15 protein-coding genes are annotated in these 19,594 nt (G+C 52.3%); 6 read left to right on the forward strand and 9 right to left on the reverse strand.

What is annotated here, in order from left to right:
- Nucleotides 1–144 precede the first annotated feature (144 nt).
- Nucleotides 145–1,080, reverse strand: coding sequence for a transposase (locus A3224_RS06660; protein ID WP_331709197.1), 936 nt, complete (start codon nucleotides 1,078–1,080; stop codon nucleotides 145–147).
- Nucleotides 1,081–1,512: 432 nt separating this feature from the next.
- Between A3224_RS06660 and A3224_RS06670 the strand changes: the two genes are divergently transcribed.
- Nucleotides 1,513–2,043 (forward strand): hypothetical protein, encoded by a 531-nt coding sequence (locus A3224_RS06670; protein WP_067152782.1) that lies wholly within the window; start codon nucleotides 1,513–1,515, stop codon nucleotides 2,041–2,043.
- Between the two features lie 40 nt (nucleotides 2,044–2,083).
- Here A3224_RS06670 and A3224_RS16850 read toward each other — a convergent pair.
- The 3 genes from A3224_RS16850 to A3224_RS17470 all read right to left on the reverse strand — a co-directional run bounded on the left by A3224_RS16850 (nucleotide 2,084) and on the right by A3224_RS17470 (nucleotide 4,272).
- Nucleotides 2,084–2,858 (reverse strand): IS5 family transposase gene (locus A3224_RS16850; RefSeq protein WP_156481439.1). Its coding sequence is split into 2 segments (ribosomal slippage): nucleotides 2,084–2,540 and nucleotides 2,539–2,858, totalling 777 coding nucleotides; the frame shifts between segments, so codons are not numbered across the junction.
- 738 nt (nucleotides 2,859–3,596) lie between these two features.
- A complete protein-coding gene (locus tag A3224_RS17465) occupies nucleotides 3,597–3,944 on the reverse strand; it encodes a hypothetical protein (RefSeq protein ID WP_156481440.1) in 348 nt (115 codons plus the stop codon).
- Nucleotides 3,934–4,272: a hypothetical protein gene (locus tag A3224_RS17470; protein WP_156481441.1), complete on the reverse strand. Its 339-nt coding sequence runs from the start codon at nucleotides 4,270–4,272 to the stop codon at nucleotides 3,934–3,936. The genes A3224_RS17465 and A3224_RS17470 overlap by 11 nt, the downstream gene beginning before the upstream one ends.
- Before the next feature lie 194 nt (nucleotides 4,273–4,466).
- Here A3224_RS17470 and A3224_RS16525 point away from each other — a divergent pair, with 194 nt between their 5' ends.
- On the forward strand, nucleotides 4,467–4,844 hold the full coding sequence (locus tag A3224_RS16525) for a hypothetical protein (protein WP_082817421.1): 378 nt from the start codon (nucleotides 4,467–4,469) through the stop codon (nucleotides 4,842–4,844).
- Nucleotides 4,845–5,057: 213 nt separating this feature from the next.
- Here A3224_RS16525 and A3224_RS06685 read toward each other — a convergent pair whose 3' ends face one another.
- On the reverse strand, nucleotides 5,058–6,047 hold the full coding sequence (locus A3224_RS06685) for a transposase (RefSeq protein ID WP_067152786.1): 990 nt from the start codon (nucleotides 6,045–6,047) through the stop codon (nucleotides 5,058–5,060).
- 180 nt (nucleotides 6,048–6,227) lie between these two features.
- Here A3224_RS06685 and A3224_RS06690 point away from each other — a divergent pair, with 180 nt between their 5' ends.
- Nucleotides 6,228–6,785 (forward strand): hypothetical protein, encoded by a 558-nt coding sequence (locus A3224_RS06690; RefSeq protein ID WP_067152787.1) that lies wholly within the window; start codon nucleotides 6,228–6,230, stop codon nucleotides 6,783–6,785.
- A gap of 623 nt (nucleotides 6,786–7,408) precedes the next feature.
- Nucleotides 7,409–7,792 (forward strand): DUF4260 domain-containing protein, encoded by a 384-nt coding sequence (locus A3224_RS06695; RefSeq protein ID WP_197463090.1) that lies wholly within the window; start codon nucleotides 7,409–7,411, stop codon nucleotides 7,790–7,792.
- 202 nt (nucleotides 7,793–7,994) lie between these two features.
- On the opposite strand, the gene A3224_RS06700 is transcribed toward A3224_RS06695, so the two are convergent.
- Complete coding sequence (locus A3224_RS06700; protein WP_067152792.1) at nucleotides 7,995–13,010, reverse strand: tetratricopeptide repeat protein; 5,016 nt, start codon at nucleotides 13,008–13,010, stop codon at nucleotides 7,995–7,997.
- A 248-nt stretch (nucleotides 13,011–13,258) separates the two neighbouring features.
- Nucleotides 13,259–13,750 (reverse strand): PH domain-containing protein, encoded by a 492-nt coding sequence (locus tag A3224_RS06705; RefSeq protein ID WP_067152794.1) that lies wholly within the window; start codon nucleotides 13,748–13,750, stop codon nucleotides 13,259–13,261.
- Nucleotides 13,751–13,917: 167 nt separating this feature from the next.
- Here A3224_RS06705 and A3224_RS06710 point away from each other — a divergent pair, with 167 nt between their 5' ends.
- Nucleotides 13,918–14,784, forward strand: a complete 867-nt coding sequence (locus A3224_RS06710) for a patatin-like phospholipase family protein (RefSeq protein WP_067152796.1) — start codon at nucleotides 13,918–13,920, stop codon at nucleotides 14,782–14,784.
- A 321-nt stretch (nucleotides 14,785–15,105) separates the two neighbouring features.
- A complete protein-coding gene (gene gndA, locus A3224_RS06715; protein WP_067157610.1) occupies nucleotides 15,106–16,638 on the forward strand; it encodes an NADP-dependent phosphogluconate dehydrogenase in 1,533 nt (510 codons plus the stop codon).
- Between the two features lie 46 nt (nucleotides 16,639–16,684).
- On the opposite strand, the gene rdgC is transcribed toward gndA, so the two are convergent.
- Both rdgC and A3224_RS06725 read right to left on the reverse strand, forming a co-directional pair.
- Nucleotides 16,685–17,677: a recombination-associated protein RdgC gene (gene rdgC / locus A3224_RS06720; RefSeq protein ID WP_067152798.1), complete on the reverse strand. Its 993-nt coding sequence runs from the start codon at nucleotides 17,675–17,677 to the stop codon at nucleotides 16,685–16,687.
- 371 nt (nucleotides 17,678–18,048) lie between these two features.
- On the reverse strand, nucleotides 18,049–19,521 hold the full coding sequence (locus A3224_RS06725; RefSeq protein ID WP_067152800.1) for an aminoacyl-histidine dipeptidase: 1,473 nt from the start codon (nucleotides 19,519–19,521) through the stop codon (nucleotides 18,049–18,051).
- Nucleotides 19,522–19,594: the final 73 nt, after the last annotated feature.

The raw sequence follows: 19,594 nt of genomic DNA on the forward strand, positions 1-19,594 counted from the left end.
CATATTCAGTCCACTATTGCCAGAGTTTGCTATACGGACAACTAGACCCGGAGTCCTGTATGGAATTGCGCCAAACAGCTTTGTTGTGGCGCAGCAAATCTTCGCATAAGCCCGCGATGTTATTTTTCAAGGAAAGGAAAAACTTTAGGAAGTGATCGGCGGAGATAGATAGCGCTCGCAGTCGTGAATACCCTGCGCCCAGCGTTTTCCGAGCTGTTCGCAGGCAGAGCGCACTGAATGGGCGGCGCCAACCAGAGACTTGAAGCGGCTTTCGAAGTTTCGGTTCAGGTAGAGCCAGTGTCGTGGGTCGATCTGCAGCCGTTCGAGAATTGGTGGTAGTTGTTCGTTGATAGCACCTCGCTTGTCTTCACGAAAGCAACGGCCACTCCAGTCGACCAGCTCCAGATAGTCCTGTAACTGAAACGGCAGTCCCACAGGTATGGACTCTCGTGGATTACCAGCGAAGGGAAAGAGCCGCTGCGGCTGTTTGCCATCCTGAGCTGCAGAAATACGCCGTTGTATGGAAGTGTGGTCTGAGGTTTCGGGCGTATCAGCCATTTTGGCCCGGATTGGATTCAAATCCACATAGGCCATACAGGCGGCCAGGGCCCGCTCGTCGAGCAATGCCTGAGACTTGAACCGGCCCTTCCAAAAGCGACCGGTGCAGCCATCCTCTCGATTGGCTTGGCGAGCAATGGACTCATTGAGCATCCGCATAAACCAGCTGATATCTATCAGTCGTGCCCGCCATTCTGTGGCTACTTCCTCCAGCCGGGCCCGTTCCGCAGCGTGCAAGGCTTCGTTACGGGCAAAACGTTGGGAAAGTGGAGAGCCTTTACAAAGTTGATGCCAGCGGTCCACCACCTCGCGTAGCGTCCGGGCTTCAGCCTGTGCTGCATTGATGTGCAGTACCACATGGTAGTGGTTGCTCATGACTGCATAAGCACAGATATCCAATGCAAATACCCCGGCCAGCTCCAATAACCGATCTTCGATCCACTGCCTTCGGTGTTCGAAGCAGCGCCCGGAGCGCTCATCCCGGCCGCACAGGAAAGCCGTCGCACACAGCGGGAGACGCAATGATAGTAGGGCGTAGCTTCGAGAGAAATCAGGGATTTGCGCGGGAGTCCTATTTTGGCTATCCATTAATATGTATGGATGAACAGTATTTTCTATGAGATAGAGAATGTTGCAATATAGCTGGCGTTGAAAGTTTTTTGTTTTGTGGGAGTCCATTAATTTATGGAAAAACTGGTGCAATGAGAGTGGGCCAGAGATTCTTTACGGACATCGGGTACGCTCCGGATGAAGCAACAAGTGCACAGGCTGCATTTATCGAATCCTTGTCGGTTCAACAGCAAGAAATGTTTGTATTTAGGCATGAGTTGGCGCATATGCATCCTGAGAATGTGAAAATGTTGGACAACTGGGTAGGGCGGGCTCCTTCTAGAGCGAATGCCGAATGGGAAATAGATGCGACAAATAGAGCAGTAAATTGGGCGGAGCGAGTGTATGGGCATTAAACAATATTTTTTTCTACTTTTTATTTTTGCTTCTATGGATGCTTTTCCCGCAGAGAGGAAAGTCGAGTTTGAATTGTATGGGTTTAGTGAATTATATTTTACTCCCATCGTATTTAGGTTTTTCTCTGATGGATCATTTTATGGAAGTGAAAGTGATGTTGAGAGAAGATTCAGGAAGTGCGCTGAGCCAGAGAATTATCAATCATGTATTGTTACCGATACGCCGTTTTTGAAATTTGCTGTTCCCAAAGGAGGTCTGGAGATAGATTTTAGGTGGGAATTTGAGGGGTATTATTTCCAGGTGGTGGGGTACTCAAGTACAGAGGATTTGTACCTTATTGAGAGTAGGTTATCGGATTCGTTAAAAGAGGTGTTTCGAACTAAAAATAGCTCCTTCGCTTTGAGAAAAGTTTTGTTCTTATACTCGGGAGAGAAAGGACTTATTTCAGTTAGTAAATATTTTTACCATGATGAAAAAATTGATGTAGAGAATTGGATCGTTAGAAAAAATCAAGATTAACAAAATTGGACGCCCATTAATTGAAAAATTGGTGGGAAGCCTAGGGTCTGTTCACACTAATTAGCGTATCTACTATCAATGCAAAATGGATAAAGAACTTGAAAATGACATCTGATTTGTCAAAACGAGAGAAAATTCTTCTGAATCCCTTCAATCGACGGAACAGTCTCTCCACTTCATTCCGTTTTTTGTATATTTCACGATCATATTCCCAGACGCTCAGGCGATTACTTTTGGGTGGTACGACGGGTTCCATTCCAAGATCAAATACCAACTGTCGAGTTTCATCTCCCTCATAGGCCTTATCCATGATCACTTTGGTTCCTTCCCAGCCACAGTTTTCCAATGTTTTTAACAGTTTTCTCCCTTCTGGAGCATCACCCACTTGTCCTGGAGAAAGAGAAAACGTTACGGCGCTATTGTGGCTCGCTGCAACCATATGAATTTTGGTTGTCCATCCGCCTCGTGATTTGCGGATAGATTGAGAACCGTTTTTTTAACGCGCCTGTGCCGTCTGGATGTACTTTTACAACCGTGGAATCGAGGGAAACATGATCAACCTGAATATTGATCACATCATTTTCTTGAAGTGCAAGGAATACCCGATCCAATACACCCTGCTTGGCCCATCGATTTGCTCGCATGTAGATACTATGCCAGCGACCGAACCGTTTAGGTAAGCCGCGCCACTTACAGCCATGCTCAGCCACGTAGAGAATGGCATTTAAGAACTGTGGGTTAGACATTTTCACGTTACCACGAGGGATCGGCAGCAAGTGTTCGATGATTTTGAATTGTTGTGCTGTGAGTTCCATTACGCGATTATACAACAATTAGTGTTAACAGGCCCTAGTACCTATTCAGTCTTCTATTGCCAGAGCTTGCTATACAGACAAGTAGACCCGACGTCCTGTGTGGAATTGCGCCAAACAGTTTTGTTATGGCGCAGCAGTCCTTCGTAGAAGCCCGAGATGGAGTTTTTTCAAAGAAAGGTAAAACTTTAGGAAGTGATCGGCGGGGATAGGTAGCGCGCACAGTCGCGGATTCCGTGGGCCCAGTGTTTTCCGAGTTGCTCGCAGGCAGAGCGCACTGAATGGGCGGCCCCAACCAGCAACAAAATTAGACACCCACTAATTGAAAAATTGGTGGGGAATCTGCTGCATATTCAGTCCACTATTGCCATAGCTTGCTATTCGAGTAAGTAGAGCTGACGTCCTGTGTGGAATTGCGCCAAACAGTTTTGTTGTGGCGCAGCAGTCCTTCGCAGAAGCCCGCGATGGCGCTTTTCCGTGACAGGAAAAATTTTAGGAAGTGATCGGGGGGAGAGATATCGCTCGCAGTCGCAGATTCCGTGGGCGCAACGTTTTTCGATCTGTTCGCAGGCAGGGCGCACTGAATGGGTGGCACCGAGGGTTGATCTGCAACCGTTCTAGTATTGGTGGTAGCTGTTCGTCGATCGCGCCGCGCTTGTCTTCACGCAGGCAACGTCCGCTCCAGTCCACCAGCTCCAGATAGTCCTGCAACTGATACGGCAGTCCTATTGGTATAGGTTCTCAGGGGTTACCAGCGAAGGGAAAGAGCCGCTGAGGCTGTTTTCCATCCTGAGCCGCCGAAATACGCCGTTGTATGGAAGTGTGGTCTGGGGTTTCGGGCGTATCAGCCATTTTGGCCCGGATAGGGTTCAGATCTACATAGGCCATACAGGCCGCCAGAGCTCGCTTGTCGAGCAGTGCCTGGGATTTGAATCTACCTTCCCAAAAGCGATTGGTGCAGCCATCCTCTTGACTGGCTTGGCGGGCAATGGATTCATTGAGCATCCGCATAAACCAGCTGATATCCATTAGACGTGCCCGCCATTCTGTGGCTACTTCCTCCAGCCGAGCCAGTTCCTCAGCGTTCAAGGTTAAAACGTTGGGAGAGCAGAGAGCCTTTACAGAGTTGATGCCAGCGATCCACCACCTCGCTTAGCGTCCAGGATTCAGCCTCTCCAATATTGATATGCAGTACTACATGATAATGGTTGCTCATTACTGCATAAGCACAGATATCCAGCGCAGATACCCCGACCAATTCCAACAACCGATCTTCGATCCACTGCCTTCGGTGTTCGAAGCAGCGCCCGGTGCGCTCATCCCGGCCACATAGAAAAGCGCGACGCACGCAGCGGGAGACGCAATGATAGTAGGGCGTGGCTTCAAGAGAGATCGGGGATTTGCGCGGGAGTCCCATTTTGGCTATCCATTCATATGTATGGATAAACAGTATTTTCTATAAGGTAGAGAATGTTGCAATATGGCTGGGGTTGAAGGCTTTTTGTTTTATGGGTGTCCATGACTCGATGGAATCTTGCCTGCATATCAGGCGAGTAATGGCAATGGGTTGGTAGATTTACCGCTTACTGTGTCTGGGGAGATCAAGGTTATATGGAAAAAATAACAATAGGGATATTATGCGTTTGTTTGGCAGGCGCTGGTTCAACTCATATTTTTGACAATATATATTTTGGCTTATTTCCCTATCAATTCGCCCCAAAATGGATAAATGTATATTGGTCGTTATTAGGTTTATTGGATTTTTTTAGTGTATTTTTGCTTCTAAAGTATCGCAATTTAGGTTTGTTGTTTGTGTTAATAATTATGGTTAGCAATGTTGGTATTAACTCTTTTTCTCTATATTCTTTGAAGGTAATTAGTTCCAGTATTCCATTACAAGCACAAACGTTTTTTTTTGGGGTTGTTATTGGCGTCACACCGTGGCTCTGGAAAAGCAAAAACCAGGGAAGTTTTAAGCATGTCATATAGCAAAAGCCAAATTGGAAATTGGATGGAAACTGGATATCCACCAATGGAAAAATTGTTGGGAAGTCTGCTGCATATTCAGTCTGCTGTTGCCAGAGCCTGCTATACGGACAAGTAGAGCCGACGTCCTGTGTGGAATTGCGCAAAACGTTTTGTTGTGGCGCAGCAGTCCTTCGCATAAGCCCGCGATGTTATTTTTCAAGGAAAGTAAAGACTTTAGGAAGTGATCGGCGGAGATAGATAGCGCTCACAGTCACGAATACCCTGCGCCCAACGTTTGCCGAGCTGCTGACAGGCATTGCGTACCGAGTGTGCGGCGCCAACCAAGGAAGTGAAGCGGCTTTCTAAGTTACGGCTCAGGTAGAGCCAGTGTCGCGGGTCGATCTGCAGCCGCTCGAGGATCGGCGGCAGTTGTTCATTGATAGCGCCTCGCTTGTCTTCATGCAGGCAGCGACCGCTCCAGTCCACCAGCTCCAGATAGTCCTGTAACTGAAAAGGCAGTCCTATTGGCATAGGTTTTCGTGGGTTACCAACGAAGGGGAAGAGTTTTTGTGGCTGTTTGCCATCCTGAGCCGCCGAAATACGCCGTTGTATGGAAGTGTGGTTCGAGGTTTCGGGCCTATCAGTCATTTTGGCCCGGATGGGGTTCAGATCCACATAGGCCATATAGGCCGCCAGAGCCCGCTCGTCGAGCAGTGCTTGGGATTTGAATCTACCTTCCCAAAAGCGACCAGTGCAGCCATCCTTCCGATTGGCTTGTCGGGCAATAGATTCATTGAGCATCCGCATAAACCAGCTGATATCCATCAGCCTTGCTCTCCATTCTGTGGCCACCTCCCTCAGCCGGGCCAGTTCTGCGCCGTTCAAGGCTTCGTTGCGAGCATAACGTTGAGAGAGCGGAGAGCCTTTACAGCGTTGATGCCAGCGATCCACCACCTCGCGCAGCGTCCAGGCCTCAGCCTGTGCGGCATTGATATGCAGTACCACATGGTAGTGGTTGCTCATGACTGCATAAGCACAGATATCCAGCGCAGATACCCCGACCAATTCCAACAACCGATCTTCGATCCACTGCCTTCGGTGTTCGAAGCAGCGCCCGGTGCGCTCATCCCGGCCACATAGAAAAGCGCGACGCACGCAGCGGGAGACGCAATGATAGTAGGGCGTGGCTTCAAGAGAGATCGGGGATTTGCATGGGCGTCCCATTTTGGTTATCCATTCATATGTATGGATAAACAGTATTTTCTATAAGGTAGATAATGTTGCAATATGGGTGGCGTTGAAAACTTTTTGTTTTATGGATGTCCATGATTCGTTTCTCCGGTTAGAGTACGGGGCATGAGCAGTTACAGAATTTAATTTATAGTCTCCGCGAAGAGGGGAAATATGAAAAATTACTTCCTTTTTACCAGGAAGCAACGTTCTTCAGCATTGTTGCTTATTTTCAATGCTGGCGTGGCGCTTCTTCTATATTTGGCCGCACACAAGTATCTCCCTGATTTGACGAGCGATAAAGCTGCGTTAATACAACTTCTTGATGTTCTTGATATCGCCATTTGGGTTGTTGAAGTTATTTTGCTTGGGTTGGCGCTGTGGTTTTGGATTGAAAATAAGCAGGTTAGGGTTTGTGTTACACCAACCACTTTGTCTTATTTTGACCCTACCTTCACTGATGTGAGCTGGGAGGTCGACATTTGCGATATTGCGGAATTAAAGCAAGTAAGTGATACAAGGCAAGAGTTTTTTTCAAACTTGATAGTGCTCAAAAATGGAGAGCAGAAGCAGCTAATGTACGGAAATTATCACGGGTTTGATCGACGAGCTTTTTTTGACGCACTTGTGTTGGCCAATCCGAACATCATTGTTCCAGAAAGTATATATAGCTACAAAATACAAAGACCGTCATGGGCTAAACGCATTCGGAAAAAGTTAGGATTAGATTAGCCATCACTGAAGAATACAGGAATGCAAGCGGCAGTGCTTCAAATGCTAGCGAAAATATTTAGTACGCTCACTTCCGTTCATTTCATGCTATGGCATTAAAAATCGTCAAAAACTTCGTCATTGCGGCTGTCATGGTGACATTTTTATGTTTCCCCTGTTTAACCAAGTGTCGATAGGTTCTGCCAGATTGCTGGGTTACGCTGGACTGCACTAAGTGTCGCCATATGCAGTGCAGGAATTTCATGGGCTCCCATGGGGTTGTAAATAGCCCCCTCTGGGGGGGGGTCTCATATCACCCGTTCTGCAGGTGGTTGCTGATTGGAGATTTCCTTATGGATTGTTGTTTTGAGGTGCAATCATTTTGCACTGAAGGTAGGGTCATGTAAAACAATGTTTTTCTTTTCTGGTGACGGATGGATTTATATCCGTAGGTATTTATAAACGATTATAGTGTTCTGCGGCTTTGCTCTTGACTGTGGTGGCGATCTAACAGCATTGCACGGTGATTGCGCTCCCACGCTTGTTTTTTGTGTGTTGCTATGCTTCGGTTTGCACAAAAACGATTTTCGTGATGTGCGTGGGAGGGTAAGACGCTTTTCAGTTAGTCCATTGGAGGAATGATTTTGGGAAATGTTGTTGGTGCTGTAAGGTGGACGTTAAGAGCTGAGGGGGCTGCGCTGTTTATTGCTGCCCTCTGCCTTTATGCGAATTTTGAATTTAGCTGGTTGACTTTTGCTATTCTATTTCTTATTCCGGATCTCTCATTTTTGGGTTACCTTATAAATAACAAGGTTGGCGCTATTGCTTACAATTTTGCTCATAGCTTGGTGGGGGCAATCCTGATTTTAGGTTTGGGTTTTTTCAATGAGGTGCAATTGCTTCAGTTGCTTGGGCTGATATGGCTTGCCCATATTGGTTTCGATAGACTGTTGGGGTATGGATTAAAGTATCAGCGCGGTTTTGGTTATACGCATTTAGGGCTTATTGGTAAAGCAAAAAATATATAACCGACACGCTGTACCAGATAAGTGCAGAGATTGTTGTGTTTCTTCACGTGATCGGGGCGGTGGGTTGCTAGCTGTGGTTTTGTGAGGCGGTGTTCCTCTGTGCTTATTCAGTGCCCCCGTCTTCTACTTAGCTTGTCGTATGCAATCTGGCGGGCAGGCCCAGGTGTTAAAATTGAACACCTGGGCCATTCGACGCTCGTAATCAGAAGTGGTTTGATAAGCGGCAATACCAAAAGAACTTCTTCAATCCAGTTACGCGGAGGGTGCCTTTGATCAGTGAGCGCACCTGGCGTTTCAGTTGCTGTGCGGACCTCGCGTGAGGGATTTTCTGGTAGTGGCGCTGTGCTTCACGCAGCAGGGGGCTTACTTTGTTGAAGCGGCTGATAAAGCCTCCGTTGTGTATTGCCATGATGGCCCGGCAGAGGGCTAGAGCGTAGTGTGCCAAGGGGTCCAGTTTGTCTAAGTAAATTTCTGATATTTCCGATACCATTTCGTTCGTTACGCGTTTATTCGTAAGTATCCTGTCGAGGATATGCAGGCAGACGATATCTCCGCGATAGTTGTCTTTCGGCAGTTGATAGGCTGCCTCGAGAATCTCTACGCCAGATTGGTAGTCACCACACTCGCGATGGCTCAGGCTCACAAAGTAGACCATCCAGGCTTCGAGATTGTCTTGGCTCTGCCAGGTGGAATACCAATGTCTCATTTTGAACCACTTGAGTTTCTGGCCCCATAGTAATCCGTAGGTGCCCCAGTTGGGGGTATTTGAGGCAATCAGTGTTTCCAGGATTGGGGTAAAGTGGCGTGAAGGTAATACCTCATGATGTCTCAGCAGGTCCAGGTAGTATTCCAGGGCGCGTTGGGTGAAGGCGTCAGCGTGTTTGAGTTTCAGGAATTGCTTTTCGAACTTTTTGAAACTCATGTGCGATAATTGGTATATCGCCAGGCAATAGCCCGAGTAGGGATGCACGTTGTGATCCTGGCTTCGCAGCGCCTCGATTTTTTGGCTGGCTGCTGCCTGCAGTTCGCAGTCTGTTATGACCTGCCAGGCGGTCTGCATCACCCAATCGTTAGTTTGTTCGTGAACCAGCAGTTGCGACCATGTTTCCAGGAGTGCTGCTTCACCGCGCTCTTCGGCAGCTAAGATTTGCAGTTCACGGGTCAGAACGAAGGCGTCTTCACTGTAGGCCTTAATCAGATCTAACACTTCGCGAGCGCGGGACCAGTCTTTGGTTTCAATCAGCAGGTCAAGGTAGGTGAGGCCGTTGTACTGATTGGATGGCTCCAGTGCGAAGGCCCGTTCCAGTAATGGCAGGATTTCCGCGCTATCTTGCTCCAGGCGCTGCAGCCCTTCGGCGACGAAGGTGAGTACTGAGGCGTCGTTTGGATAGAGCGATTGGCAATGGCTAAGCGCTTCAAGGGCCAGGTTTTTTTCATGGCTATCCATCGCCCAGTTGGCGAGCAGCCGCCAGGCATCGTAGAGGTGGGGCGCCTCTCTGGCGACTTCCCGGATTTGTTCGATGGCCTGGGCGGTCTTGCACTGCTGTTTAGTCAGCCAGGCGCTGCGCAGGCGGATCTCGATTGGGACGGCACCCTTCCAGTAATCTGCTGTACAGTATTGAATCGCTCGCTCAAACTGTCCGGTTTCACCGAGTGCCTGGATTAGGCGGCAGGCGATATCAATATTTTGCGGTTGGACCTTGGCAAAGGCTGCCAGGACTTCGGCTTTCTCATGCAGGTCTTGGCGAAACTCTGCGTCTATCTCTGCCAGCAGGGCACTGTTGGGATAGGTTTGTCGCGCTGTGGCAATGTGCTTTTCGGCTGTTTCTCTTTGACCGAGCTCCTGAGACCACTGGCAGAGTTTGTGCCAGGCCCACCCGTAGGCGGGGTCCAGCTCAACACTTTTGGCTACGGTGTCGAGAGCTCGCTGAGTTTCTCCCTGTTTCCAAAGCAAGTCTGCCAGGTAACCATGAGGGATGGCATCGCAGGGAACTCTCTGGATGGCGGTTTCCAGCAAGGCTATGGCATCGTTGTATTTCCCTTGATATTCAAGCAGGTCTGCCAGTTGGTTGTAGGCTGTTGGCCAATTGGGGGCGAGTTGCAGTGTGTGTCGCAGTTGCTTTTCCGCTCCGCTTAGATTCCCCTGCAAGTGCAATATTTCGGCCAGCTTCAGGTGTAATTGGGGCACTAGAGGAAAGCGTTCTATGGCGGTAGCCAGTGTTTCCTCTGCCTGTTCTAGGTTGCCCTGAATCTGATAGCCGTTGGCCTGCGCCAGCCAGGACTGCCAGAGGTCAGGGCACTGTTGTAGAATCTGGTGCAGGGAGTCGAGCAGATCTTCTGCTGGGAGTAAGTCACTGGCGATCTTCTGGTAGGCGAGCACTCCGTCACCAAAAGTCACTGCAGATGTTAGCATCATTTGAAGGAAGGCGAGCAGCTCCTTTTTGTGCTCCTGGCTGTGAGCGCATTGCAGTAGTGGCTCAAAGGCCATGGTGCAGTCGGGAGACCGATAGATAGCCCGCTGGAGCACGTTAAAGGCCTGTTCTTTTTCCTGGCGCTGGAGATGCACTCGGCCCAACTGTGCCCATGCGTTGCTGTCCGTGCGGGAGATGCGGGTGGCCTCCAACGCATAGTTGAGTGCATCGTTCAAGCGACCGCGCTGCAAGCAGATGTCTGCCAGTTTGAGATAGGCCCAGTTGTCATCCGGGTGGCTTTCAATCAATAGCTGACAGTAATTTTCTATCTGATCTATATCTTGGGTGGCCAGCCAGTTCAGGCGCATGCGCTGAAGCTGGTAATTGCCGGGAAATTCCGCGATTTTATTGTTCAGGAAGGTAATGGCTTGCTCATAGTGGCCCAATTCAATATATAGACGAGTTAAAGAATTGCAGGCTTCATAATTGAGCGGTTCACTGCTGAGAATATTTTGCCACAGATCGATAGCCTCACGGCGTTGTAGGCGGTGGGCGCAGATTTCAGCCGCTACCTCTAGGTATCGGTTGGTTTTTGTATGGGGTTTGGCTTTTTCGGCAATTCGCTCTGCTTCATCAGTGCGGTTCAGGTGCAGCAGGCGGCGTGCAGTAACTAGCATTAACTCTCCGTCATCGGGACGCAATGTCATGCCGTGGTAAAGAGTTTGCAGCCCCTCCTCTGTCCGCTCCAGTGCGTCGAGCGCTTGGAATAGGGAAATTGCGGGGCCGGGGGACTTTTTGCCAAATCGCTCGAAGCGGTCACGCAAGAATTCAATGGCTCTGTCGGGGCATTGGCGGTAGCGTTCTGCTCTGAAGTAACTGCTTGCGTAGTGCTCATTGGTTTCTTCGAGGCAGGCGACAAAGCGGTAAATGGCGCTGCCGATTTCATACTCGATAGCGTCACAGGTCTGACAGGCATACTGGTAAAGTGTTTGTGGGTGCAGAGGGTTTTGCCGCAGTAGCTCTGACAGCATCTTGTCCACACGCTCTCTGTTTCGGTGGTCAATTCGCAGGCTGTCGGTGAGCCGGCTGCGGATTAAGAAATGGGCTTTCCCGCTTTCTTCCAGCGACTCCATATATTGCAGGGATTTTTGCACCGCGTTTATGCGCGAGAGTGTTTCGATTTTTCCCAGCTGCAGGTTGACGTCTTGGGGAAATTGTTCGAGCAGTTGCTCAGTGACTTGCAGGATTGCGTTGTCGTCTTGGCTGTAATAGGCGAGTTCCAGTTGTGCGTGTAGCGTCAGCCGGTGGTGAGGAGCCCGCGCGCGCATGCGTTCAGCGGTGGCCTGTGCGGCGGAGTAGCGGTGCTGTCTCAGTTCGTGTTGCAGCAGATAGGTCTCGTTATACAGGGCGGATGCACGCAGCTCCATATCGTCTAGCAGGTGTGCTTTTGCTGTTGGCACAACTGCGGTACAGCGCGGACCGCTGGAAGCGTAGTAGCGCTCGCTCTCTTCGATCAATATTTCCTGCAGGCGTGGGTGCGATGGGTCGCGCAGCAGGTAGGTGCCCATGGTGTGGTCGTAGCCGGCGATGACCTGGAGATGTGCGCTGCCCGGCTCTACAGTGCTGAGTAATACAGGGATGTCGCGGTCTATCAGCTGCTTGATCTGGGGAAAGTTGAGCTCAAACTCCTCCAGATGCCAGCCCTGTTCGATAAGCCAGGTGCGCTGATCGTAGTTGCTGGTGCCGTGGTAGCAGATGGCTTCGGCAATTTCATCCTGGTCAGCGGCGTGTCCCCAGTACTGCAATACGGTTGCTATGCTGGCGGGAGCGCAGGTCATATGGCGCTGCTGTATATAGGGCAGCGATAGAATCTTGCGTTGATCGTCTTCTTTCCGTTGGCGGATGGCGTCGGAAACCCGGTTTTGGTAGAAGCCTTTTTGCTCCAGGTAGGGGAGGGCTGCGTCATAGTCGCCGCGTGCGCAGTAAAAGTCCGCCCAGAGATTGTCTTGTTCTTGGCGTAGGTATTTCGGGCAGCCCCTTGCCATGAGCTTTTCCATTTTTTTCAGGCTGTCGTGGGCTGTTTGGAATTGGTGTAGTTCTATGGCGATTTGGCACAGGAGCCGCCCCATTAGCAGAGACTGGCTGTTAGCCCAGTGGTGTTCGAGTAGTTCCAGGGCCTGTTGGCTTTGGTCGTTGCGCTGCAGGAGAATGGCATAGGTATGGATTGCGTCGAGATAGTCGGGCTCTGCGTCGCAAATCTGTTTGCACAGTTTCAGCGCCGCTTCGTGCTGATCGGCCTCCTGTAGCCGGTGAACCCGGCGGAGTTTTATCCAGAGCCCTGAGTCGAGCTTTTCGGCCTTTTTCAAGTAGAGGTCTGCGTTGACGAAGTCCCGGAATCTGGAATAGATGTCGGCCTTGATGCACATTAAATAGGCGCGGTCTGCACCCTCGGGAAATCCGTCGGGCGCTCCGCTAAACTCATGTGACTCATATATTTCCCAGGCGCGCAGTGGTCCTTTGCGTGTCAATAAGGCCTGCAGATAGTAGGGAAAGATGAATGGATCACGACCGTATCTTCTCCAAGTGCGGAAAATGATGGCATCTGCTGAACGGTGTAATCCCAAATGGCTTAGTGCTTTGATGGCGAGAATGCGCAGTTTTGTGTGCTGCCATTTCTCCATAGGGCCGTGGTCTTCTTCTGCACGGGCGAGTGCATCCAAATAGCGACCGCGTCTACAAAGTTCTAAGTAGTGGTTAATCTGATCTTTTAGTGGCGCAGAGGTTACTAAGTAGTCTTTTACTTCCATTTGTACTTCTATTTTTTAAACTGCCAGCTGGAGTGATTGATCCGCGTGAGCGCGTAGAGGGTTCGGGAGGGCGAAATCTCTTTGACATCTGAGAGCGAATTAATCAGAAGTCCCCCAATCTATAGGTATTTGGGGTGATATTCGTCGTAGTATTTCACAGAGCATGGATATTGGGGATCTGCCTGCACGCTTTCGGCAGCTTTTTGTGGTCGGGGGTAGGTTGTGGATCACTGGCGCTAACGTGGAAGTCAGGTAGGCGTGATCTCGGCAACAAACTGTTCTGGCTTGTCCGGTGTAATTACCAGGGTGCGCTGGGGAAAGCGCAGCACAACCGATTTGCTCAGGTCGGTAGCGAAGGCACGGTAGCGGCCCAGGCGTCTATTGTGGAACAGGCCGATGTAGCCAAAGAGTCCGCCGTTGCCGAAGATGCGGGTCGAGCCGTGCGTAGCTTGTGGATCTGATTTCACTTCGCTCAGACCCTGCAGAGAAATACGGGTTTTCCAGCCGGGCCGCAGTATAAACAGATTGGTGCCTTCGATGCGGTAGCCGCGAATAGCGAATAGGGCGCTAAGTAAAAGAGTGGCCGGCGGCAACCCTATTGCGACGTTATACAGTGTGGATTGCGCTTGAGGTGCCTTGCTGAGCAGCAGTATAGGGATAGCGAGCAGCAGGCTGGCAGTAATTGTCGTGATCCATTTTAGTTGTCGGCTCCAGGGCGCGCGGAATTGTGTCGGAGTCATTGGTCATCAATCGTGAGTTTGCCAATGGGAGGAATCATAACCCTGTTGTAGTGTTGCTGCCAAAGTGTTGTGTGCTGCTATTTGAACGGAAAGGTCAGTCAATTTGGTCGGAAAATATTCCCGGGTTAATTTTACAATGACCTTAAGGGCAACTATGAGGTTTGTATATGGATATGCCGGTTTCGAGGGAAGGGCAGCCGTCAGCTCTGGTAGTGGAGGGCGGTGCTATGCGCGGTATCTTCGCGGCGGGCGTTCTGGATACTTTTATCGAAGCGGACTATCTGCCATTCGACTTTGCTATTGGTGTTTCCGCAGGCTCGACCAACCTGATTGGTTATTTGGCGGGGGATCATGGCCGCAGCCGCCGGATTCTTCTGGATCATGCCCGCCGGACAGATTTTATCAATTGGCGACGCTACCTGAGAGGTGGGCATTTTTGTGATGTTAGCTGGTTGTGGCACGCTTCTTACGATGAAGTGCCGCTCAATGTCCGTCGCTATCTCGACAACAATGTACCTCTCTATGCGGTGACAACCAGTATTGTGACTGGAGAGGCCTGCTATTTGCGGGTGACCGAGGAAAATATGCATGAGGTCTTTCCCGCTTCTTGCGCTATTCCGCTTTTTTACCGCGACTTTCCGCGAGTGAATGGTGAGCCGATGACCGACGGGGGGCTGGCGGATTCTATCCCTGTGATCCGGGCCTACGAGCAGGGTGCGCGGGATATCGCTGTAGTGCTGTCGCGCCCCTTGGGGTATCGCAAAAGGGTGAGCCCGGCCCCGAAATTCATTCAGCAATTTTTCCATGGCCACGCGCGTCTGTTTGAAGCAGTACTCGGGCGAGCGGAGCGCTACAACCGCGCCTTGGAATTTATCCAGTCGCCACCAGCCGATTGCCGTATCCGTGTGATTGCTCCGCCGGCACACTTTCCCGTAGGGCGCTTTACCCGGGAGGCGGAGTTGTTGGAGCAAGGATATCTGTTTGGCAGGGAGGCGGGAATGGCGCACCTCCGCGGCAGGGGTATTGCAGTTTAAGTCATCGGCTGCAATTGCATATAGATAAATTGCTGCTATAGCCGCCTTTTTTGGAGGCAAGTAGCGTCCGTTTGCTAGCTATCGGAATATTCTTCTGATTTCTGCTGTGTTCATCCCATTGCCTGAGTGCCCTGGAAGCTAATCGCGGCGCTTATGGGGATTGAGCAAGGCTTCATTGGCGCAACAGAATCGCTTATCGGGAGTCCCTGCAGCCTGTCCGGGCAGCCGCAGTGGTGGCCGCTTTCACTCTCCCACCCCGGCTTTCCTATTGCTATACTCCGCGCCTTTTGGCGCCAGCAGCGCGTGTTTTCGGAGAATTCCATGTCTGATTCCCTGAGTGACTCTCTTTGTGATATCGGCTTTATCGGCGCCGGGGTGATGGGTAAAAACCTGATATTGAACCTGGCCGATAATGGTTACCGCGTGTGTGCGTTTGATCTGGACCAGAGCCGACTCAATGCGTTGCTGGATCAGCATATCCGAGAGCGCGGTGATTTGCCGCCCTTGGTGCAGACGTGCAATTCCTACACTGAATTGCTGGCCAAGGTGAAAGCACCACATTTGATCATTCTCTCTGTCCCCGCCGGTGCACCGGTGGACGATGTTTGCAACAAGCTGCTGGATGCCGGGTTGAAGGCGGACGATATCGTGGTAGATACGGGCAATAGCCTGTGGAGCGATTCGGTGGAGCGTTGTAAGCGCTACGAGGGGCGGCTGATTTTCTTTACCACCGCGGTTTCGGGTGGGGAGATGGGAGCCCGCTTTGGGCCGTCTTTGATGCCGAGCGGCGATCCCTACGCCTGGAGCCGTATAGAACCGGTTTGGCACGCCATTGCCGCCAAGGTGGATCCGGCCACGGGCCAGCCGATAGAGCGTTCTGTACCGGGTAAACCGGTAAAAGAAGGGGAGCCCTGTGCGGCCTATATTGGCCCCATAGGTTCCGGCCATTATGTGAAGATGGTGCATAACGGTATCGAGTATGCCGATATGCAAATGATTTGCGAGGCTTACCACGTGATGCGCAGCGCGCTGGGCATGGCGCCGGCGGATATCGCTCAGGTGCTGCGGGAGTGGAATAAAGGGCCGCTCAACAGTTACCTGATTAACATCAGTGCAGAGGTATTGGCCACCAAGGATGGAGAGACGGGGCAGCCGCTGGTGGATGTGATCCTCGACCGCGCGGGCCAGAAGGGCACCGGCTTGTGGACTGCGGTCAGCAGTTTGGAAGTGGGCTGCCCGGCGCCCAGTATCGCCGAGGCGGTTTTCGCCCGCGCGCTGTCTACCCGCAAGGTGCTGCGCACGCGGGCATCCAAAAAGCTGCAGGGGCCGGAGCTGGAGGCGGTCGGGCCGGCCCGGCGTGCCGAGGTAATTGCGCAGCTGCACGATGCTCTCTACTGCGCCAAGATTTGTGTTTACGCGCAGGGATTCGACCTGATGAAGTTGGCGGCACGGGAGCAGGGTTGGCAGCTGAATTTTGCTGAAATTGCACGTATCTGGCGTGCTGGCTGCATTATCCGCGCGGCTTTCTTGCAGTCGATCAGTGACGCCTATGAGCGCGATGTGAAGCTGTCCAACTTGCTGTTGGACGATTTCTTTGCCGGGCAGATTGCCGAGCGTCAGGGAAGTTGGCGCCGGGCGGTGGCGGATGCGACTCTAAATGGGATTCCGGTGCCGGCCCTGTCTTCGGCGCTGAGCTATTACGATGCCTTCCGCACCGAGTCCCTGCCCGCCAATTTGCTGCAGGGGCAGCGGGATTTCTTTGGGGCCCACACCTTCTCGCGGGTAGATCGCCCGGAGCAGGAGAAATACCACGTGCAGTGGAGCCGGCCGGAGCGGCCGGTGGTGACAGTGTGAACCCTGTCGCTCCGCCGCAGGGGCCTGTATCCGGCGGTGGGGCTGACTAGAAGGCCACTTCCTCGACTTCCGCCGCATGCCGCTCGGCCTCGGCGCGTGCGGCGCGCACCATGACTTCTTCGACACTGACGGATTCGGTATTTGCACCGCCGAAGGCGGCGAGCAGATCTTTGAGTAGGGCGGAGATTTCCAGTGTCATTACCGAAAAGTCCGCGTCGAAGCGTTGGGCCGCATTCTCCGAATCAATGCTGTCTGCCTTTTCGAGCAGCGCATCGCTGAATTTCAGCTTTTTGATCGCCAGCTGGTCGTCGACGATAAACTCGACACCCCCGCGCCAGACGAGCCCCAGTTTGTGAACCTGCAGTCCCGCCACTAGGTGATTGTGGATTTCCTCTGCGCAGAGATCCTGGTTTTTGCAGCGAATCACGCTGCCGCTGTCCTTGGGATCGCGCAGTTCTGTTTCGTGACCGAATTCGAACTGGGCCGGTGCCTCAGGTGCGGTTAACCAGTGGGTCATGGTTTGCTGGGGCAGGTTTTTGGCTGCCAGTGGCACCACTGCGAGGCTACTGATGGCCTCGCGCAGGTTTTCCAGCAGCTCTTCGGCAGCCGAGGCTGAGGCGGCATCGATCACGACCCAGCCGTCTTTCGGCGCGATATAGGCGTATTGCAGGCGCGATTTGGCAAAGGCTTTGGGGCGCATTTCCAGCAGCACTTCGTCTTTTAGGTTCTGCCGTTCTTTGCGCCCCACCTGGCGCGCCTCTTTGTCTGAGATAGCCTGAGCTAGCTCTTCCACTTTCTCGTTTACCACGGCAGCCGGGATCACTTTCTCTTGTTTTTTGGCACACACCATCAGGTAACCGTTGGCCGCGTGCACCAGTTGGTTGCCGTGGCGCCCCAGGGGCGGAACCCAGCCGTAACGGGCCGCGTCCTGGCTGCCGCAGGGCACGAACGCGTGCGGTTCCAGCAGTTCGTTCAATTTTTCTGCGGTAAGGGAGAATGCTTTGGTGAGGCGGTAGACGCGGAGATTCTTAAACCACATAGATCGGCCGTTGATTCTGTTGTTCGAAGCAGGCGGCAATTATGCGGAAGGCGAGAAATAACATCCAGGTGTTATGGCTTGCATTGCTGTGACCTGGTGTGTGGCGGCCTGTGGGGTTGTGTTGATGATTTGGCACGGATGCCCGACGGATAGCCATGGCTGCAAAGTAGTTATTGCAAGTGCGCCAGTAGCTCACTGTATCTGGCAGCGTAGCAAGCTGGTCCCTTAGAGAGATTTTTTCCGGGCATGGGGTGGTTTATCTCGATCTAAAGGCGCTTTAGCGGGGAGGTTGATCAGAGTTTCCTTTGTTGGCTGGGCAAATCCAAAAGTCCAGCGGGCTGGAGCCGCTGGACTTTTGCTTTGTGCTCCGGTCAGTCTTTGGCGGGAATGGCTTGCACCACTTGCAAGAGATATTCCCAAAAGTTAGCCACGCTCTGAATATGCACCCGCTCCTCTGGTGAGTGGGCCCGGCGGATGGTGGGGCCGAAGGAGACCATATCCCAGTGCGGGTAGGGTTTGGCGAGGAGGCCGCACTCAAGGCCGGCGTGAATGACTTTTACCTCCGGCTCTTCGCCGGTCATTTCCCGGTAGATACTTTTCATTACTGCCAGCAGTGGCGACTGGGGATTCGGCTTCCAGCCGGGGTAGGCGTTGTCCAGCGAGGTTTCGGCGCCGGCCAGTTCAAAGGCGGCGGCGACATTGAGGCCGTGCTGGTCTCGGGCGCTGTCGGACAGGCTGCGCACCAGGCTCTGGATGTGCACTTGGCTTTTTCCGTCCGCAGTTTCCGTCACTACCCGGGCGAGGTTGTTGGAAGTGTCGGCAATGCCTTCCAGCGCGGTGCTCGGGCGTTCCACGCCGTTGGGGCAGCAGCGGATAGCGCGGATCAATTTTTGCTGGGTGTCGCGGTCCATCACAGAAGCGGGCATTTCCGCCGCATCCAGTGAAATGGTCAGCCCGCTTTCGTTGTCGAATTCGGCAATGATGTCCAGTGTTTCCCGCTGGGTGATTTGCACTAGCAAGGCAGCCTTGTCCGCCGGTACGGTCACAACACTGAATGACTCCCGCGGTATGGCGTTGCGCAGGCTGCCGCCATTGAGAGCGGCGATACGCAGATCGGCGATAGCGCGATTGGCCGCATCGAGAATGCGGTTGGCTATTTTGTTCGCATTGCCCCGTCCTTTATCTATGTCCAGGCCGGAGTGACCGCCTCTCAACCCGCGAACGCTGAGTTCGAAGGCCAAGTGCCCCTCAGGCACCGGTTCCGCTGAGTAGGGCAGCAGTGCATTGATATCCACGCCGCCGGCACAACCGATATACAGTTCTCCCTCACCCTCCGCATCCAGGTTCAGCAGCAGTTCCGCTTCGAAGTGGCCCGGTTGCAGATGCTTGGCTCCGGTCATGCCCGCCTCTTCGTCGATAGTGAGCAGGGCTTCGAGCGCGGGGTGGGGAATATCGGTGCTCTCCAAAAGAGCGAGTATGGCGGCCACGCCGATGCCGTTGTCAGCGCCCAGAGTGGTGCCGGTGGCGGTAACCCACTCACCGTCAATGCGCGGGCGAATTGGGTCTTTCAGGAAGTCGTGGTCGGAGTCGGCGTTTTTCTGCGGCACCATGTCCAGGTGCCCCTGCAGGGCAAGAGTTTTACGGTCCTCCATTCCCGGCGTGGCAGGTTTTTTAATAATGACGTTGCCGATTTCGTCCTGCTTCACTTCCAGCCCGCGTTCCCTACAGAAGTCGAGTACGTGGGCGACCACTTTTTCTTCGTGTTTGGAAGGGTGGGGAATCGCGCAGAGTTTGGAGAAGTGTTTCCACAGAGGTTTAGGGGATAGTTCGGCAATGGATGACATAGTGCTTCCTTTTTATCTGGACCGCCGGATGCGGCGGTCTGGGTTATCGCCGGGCTTTTGGCCCGGGACCGGA

It is taken from the genome of Microbulbifer thermotolerans (genome assembly GCF_001617625.1).
Lineage (GTDB): Bacteria > Pseudomonadota > Gammaproteobacteria > Pseudomonadales > Cellvibrionaceae > Microbulbifer > Microbulbifer thermotolerans.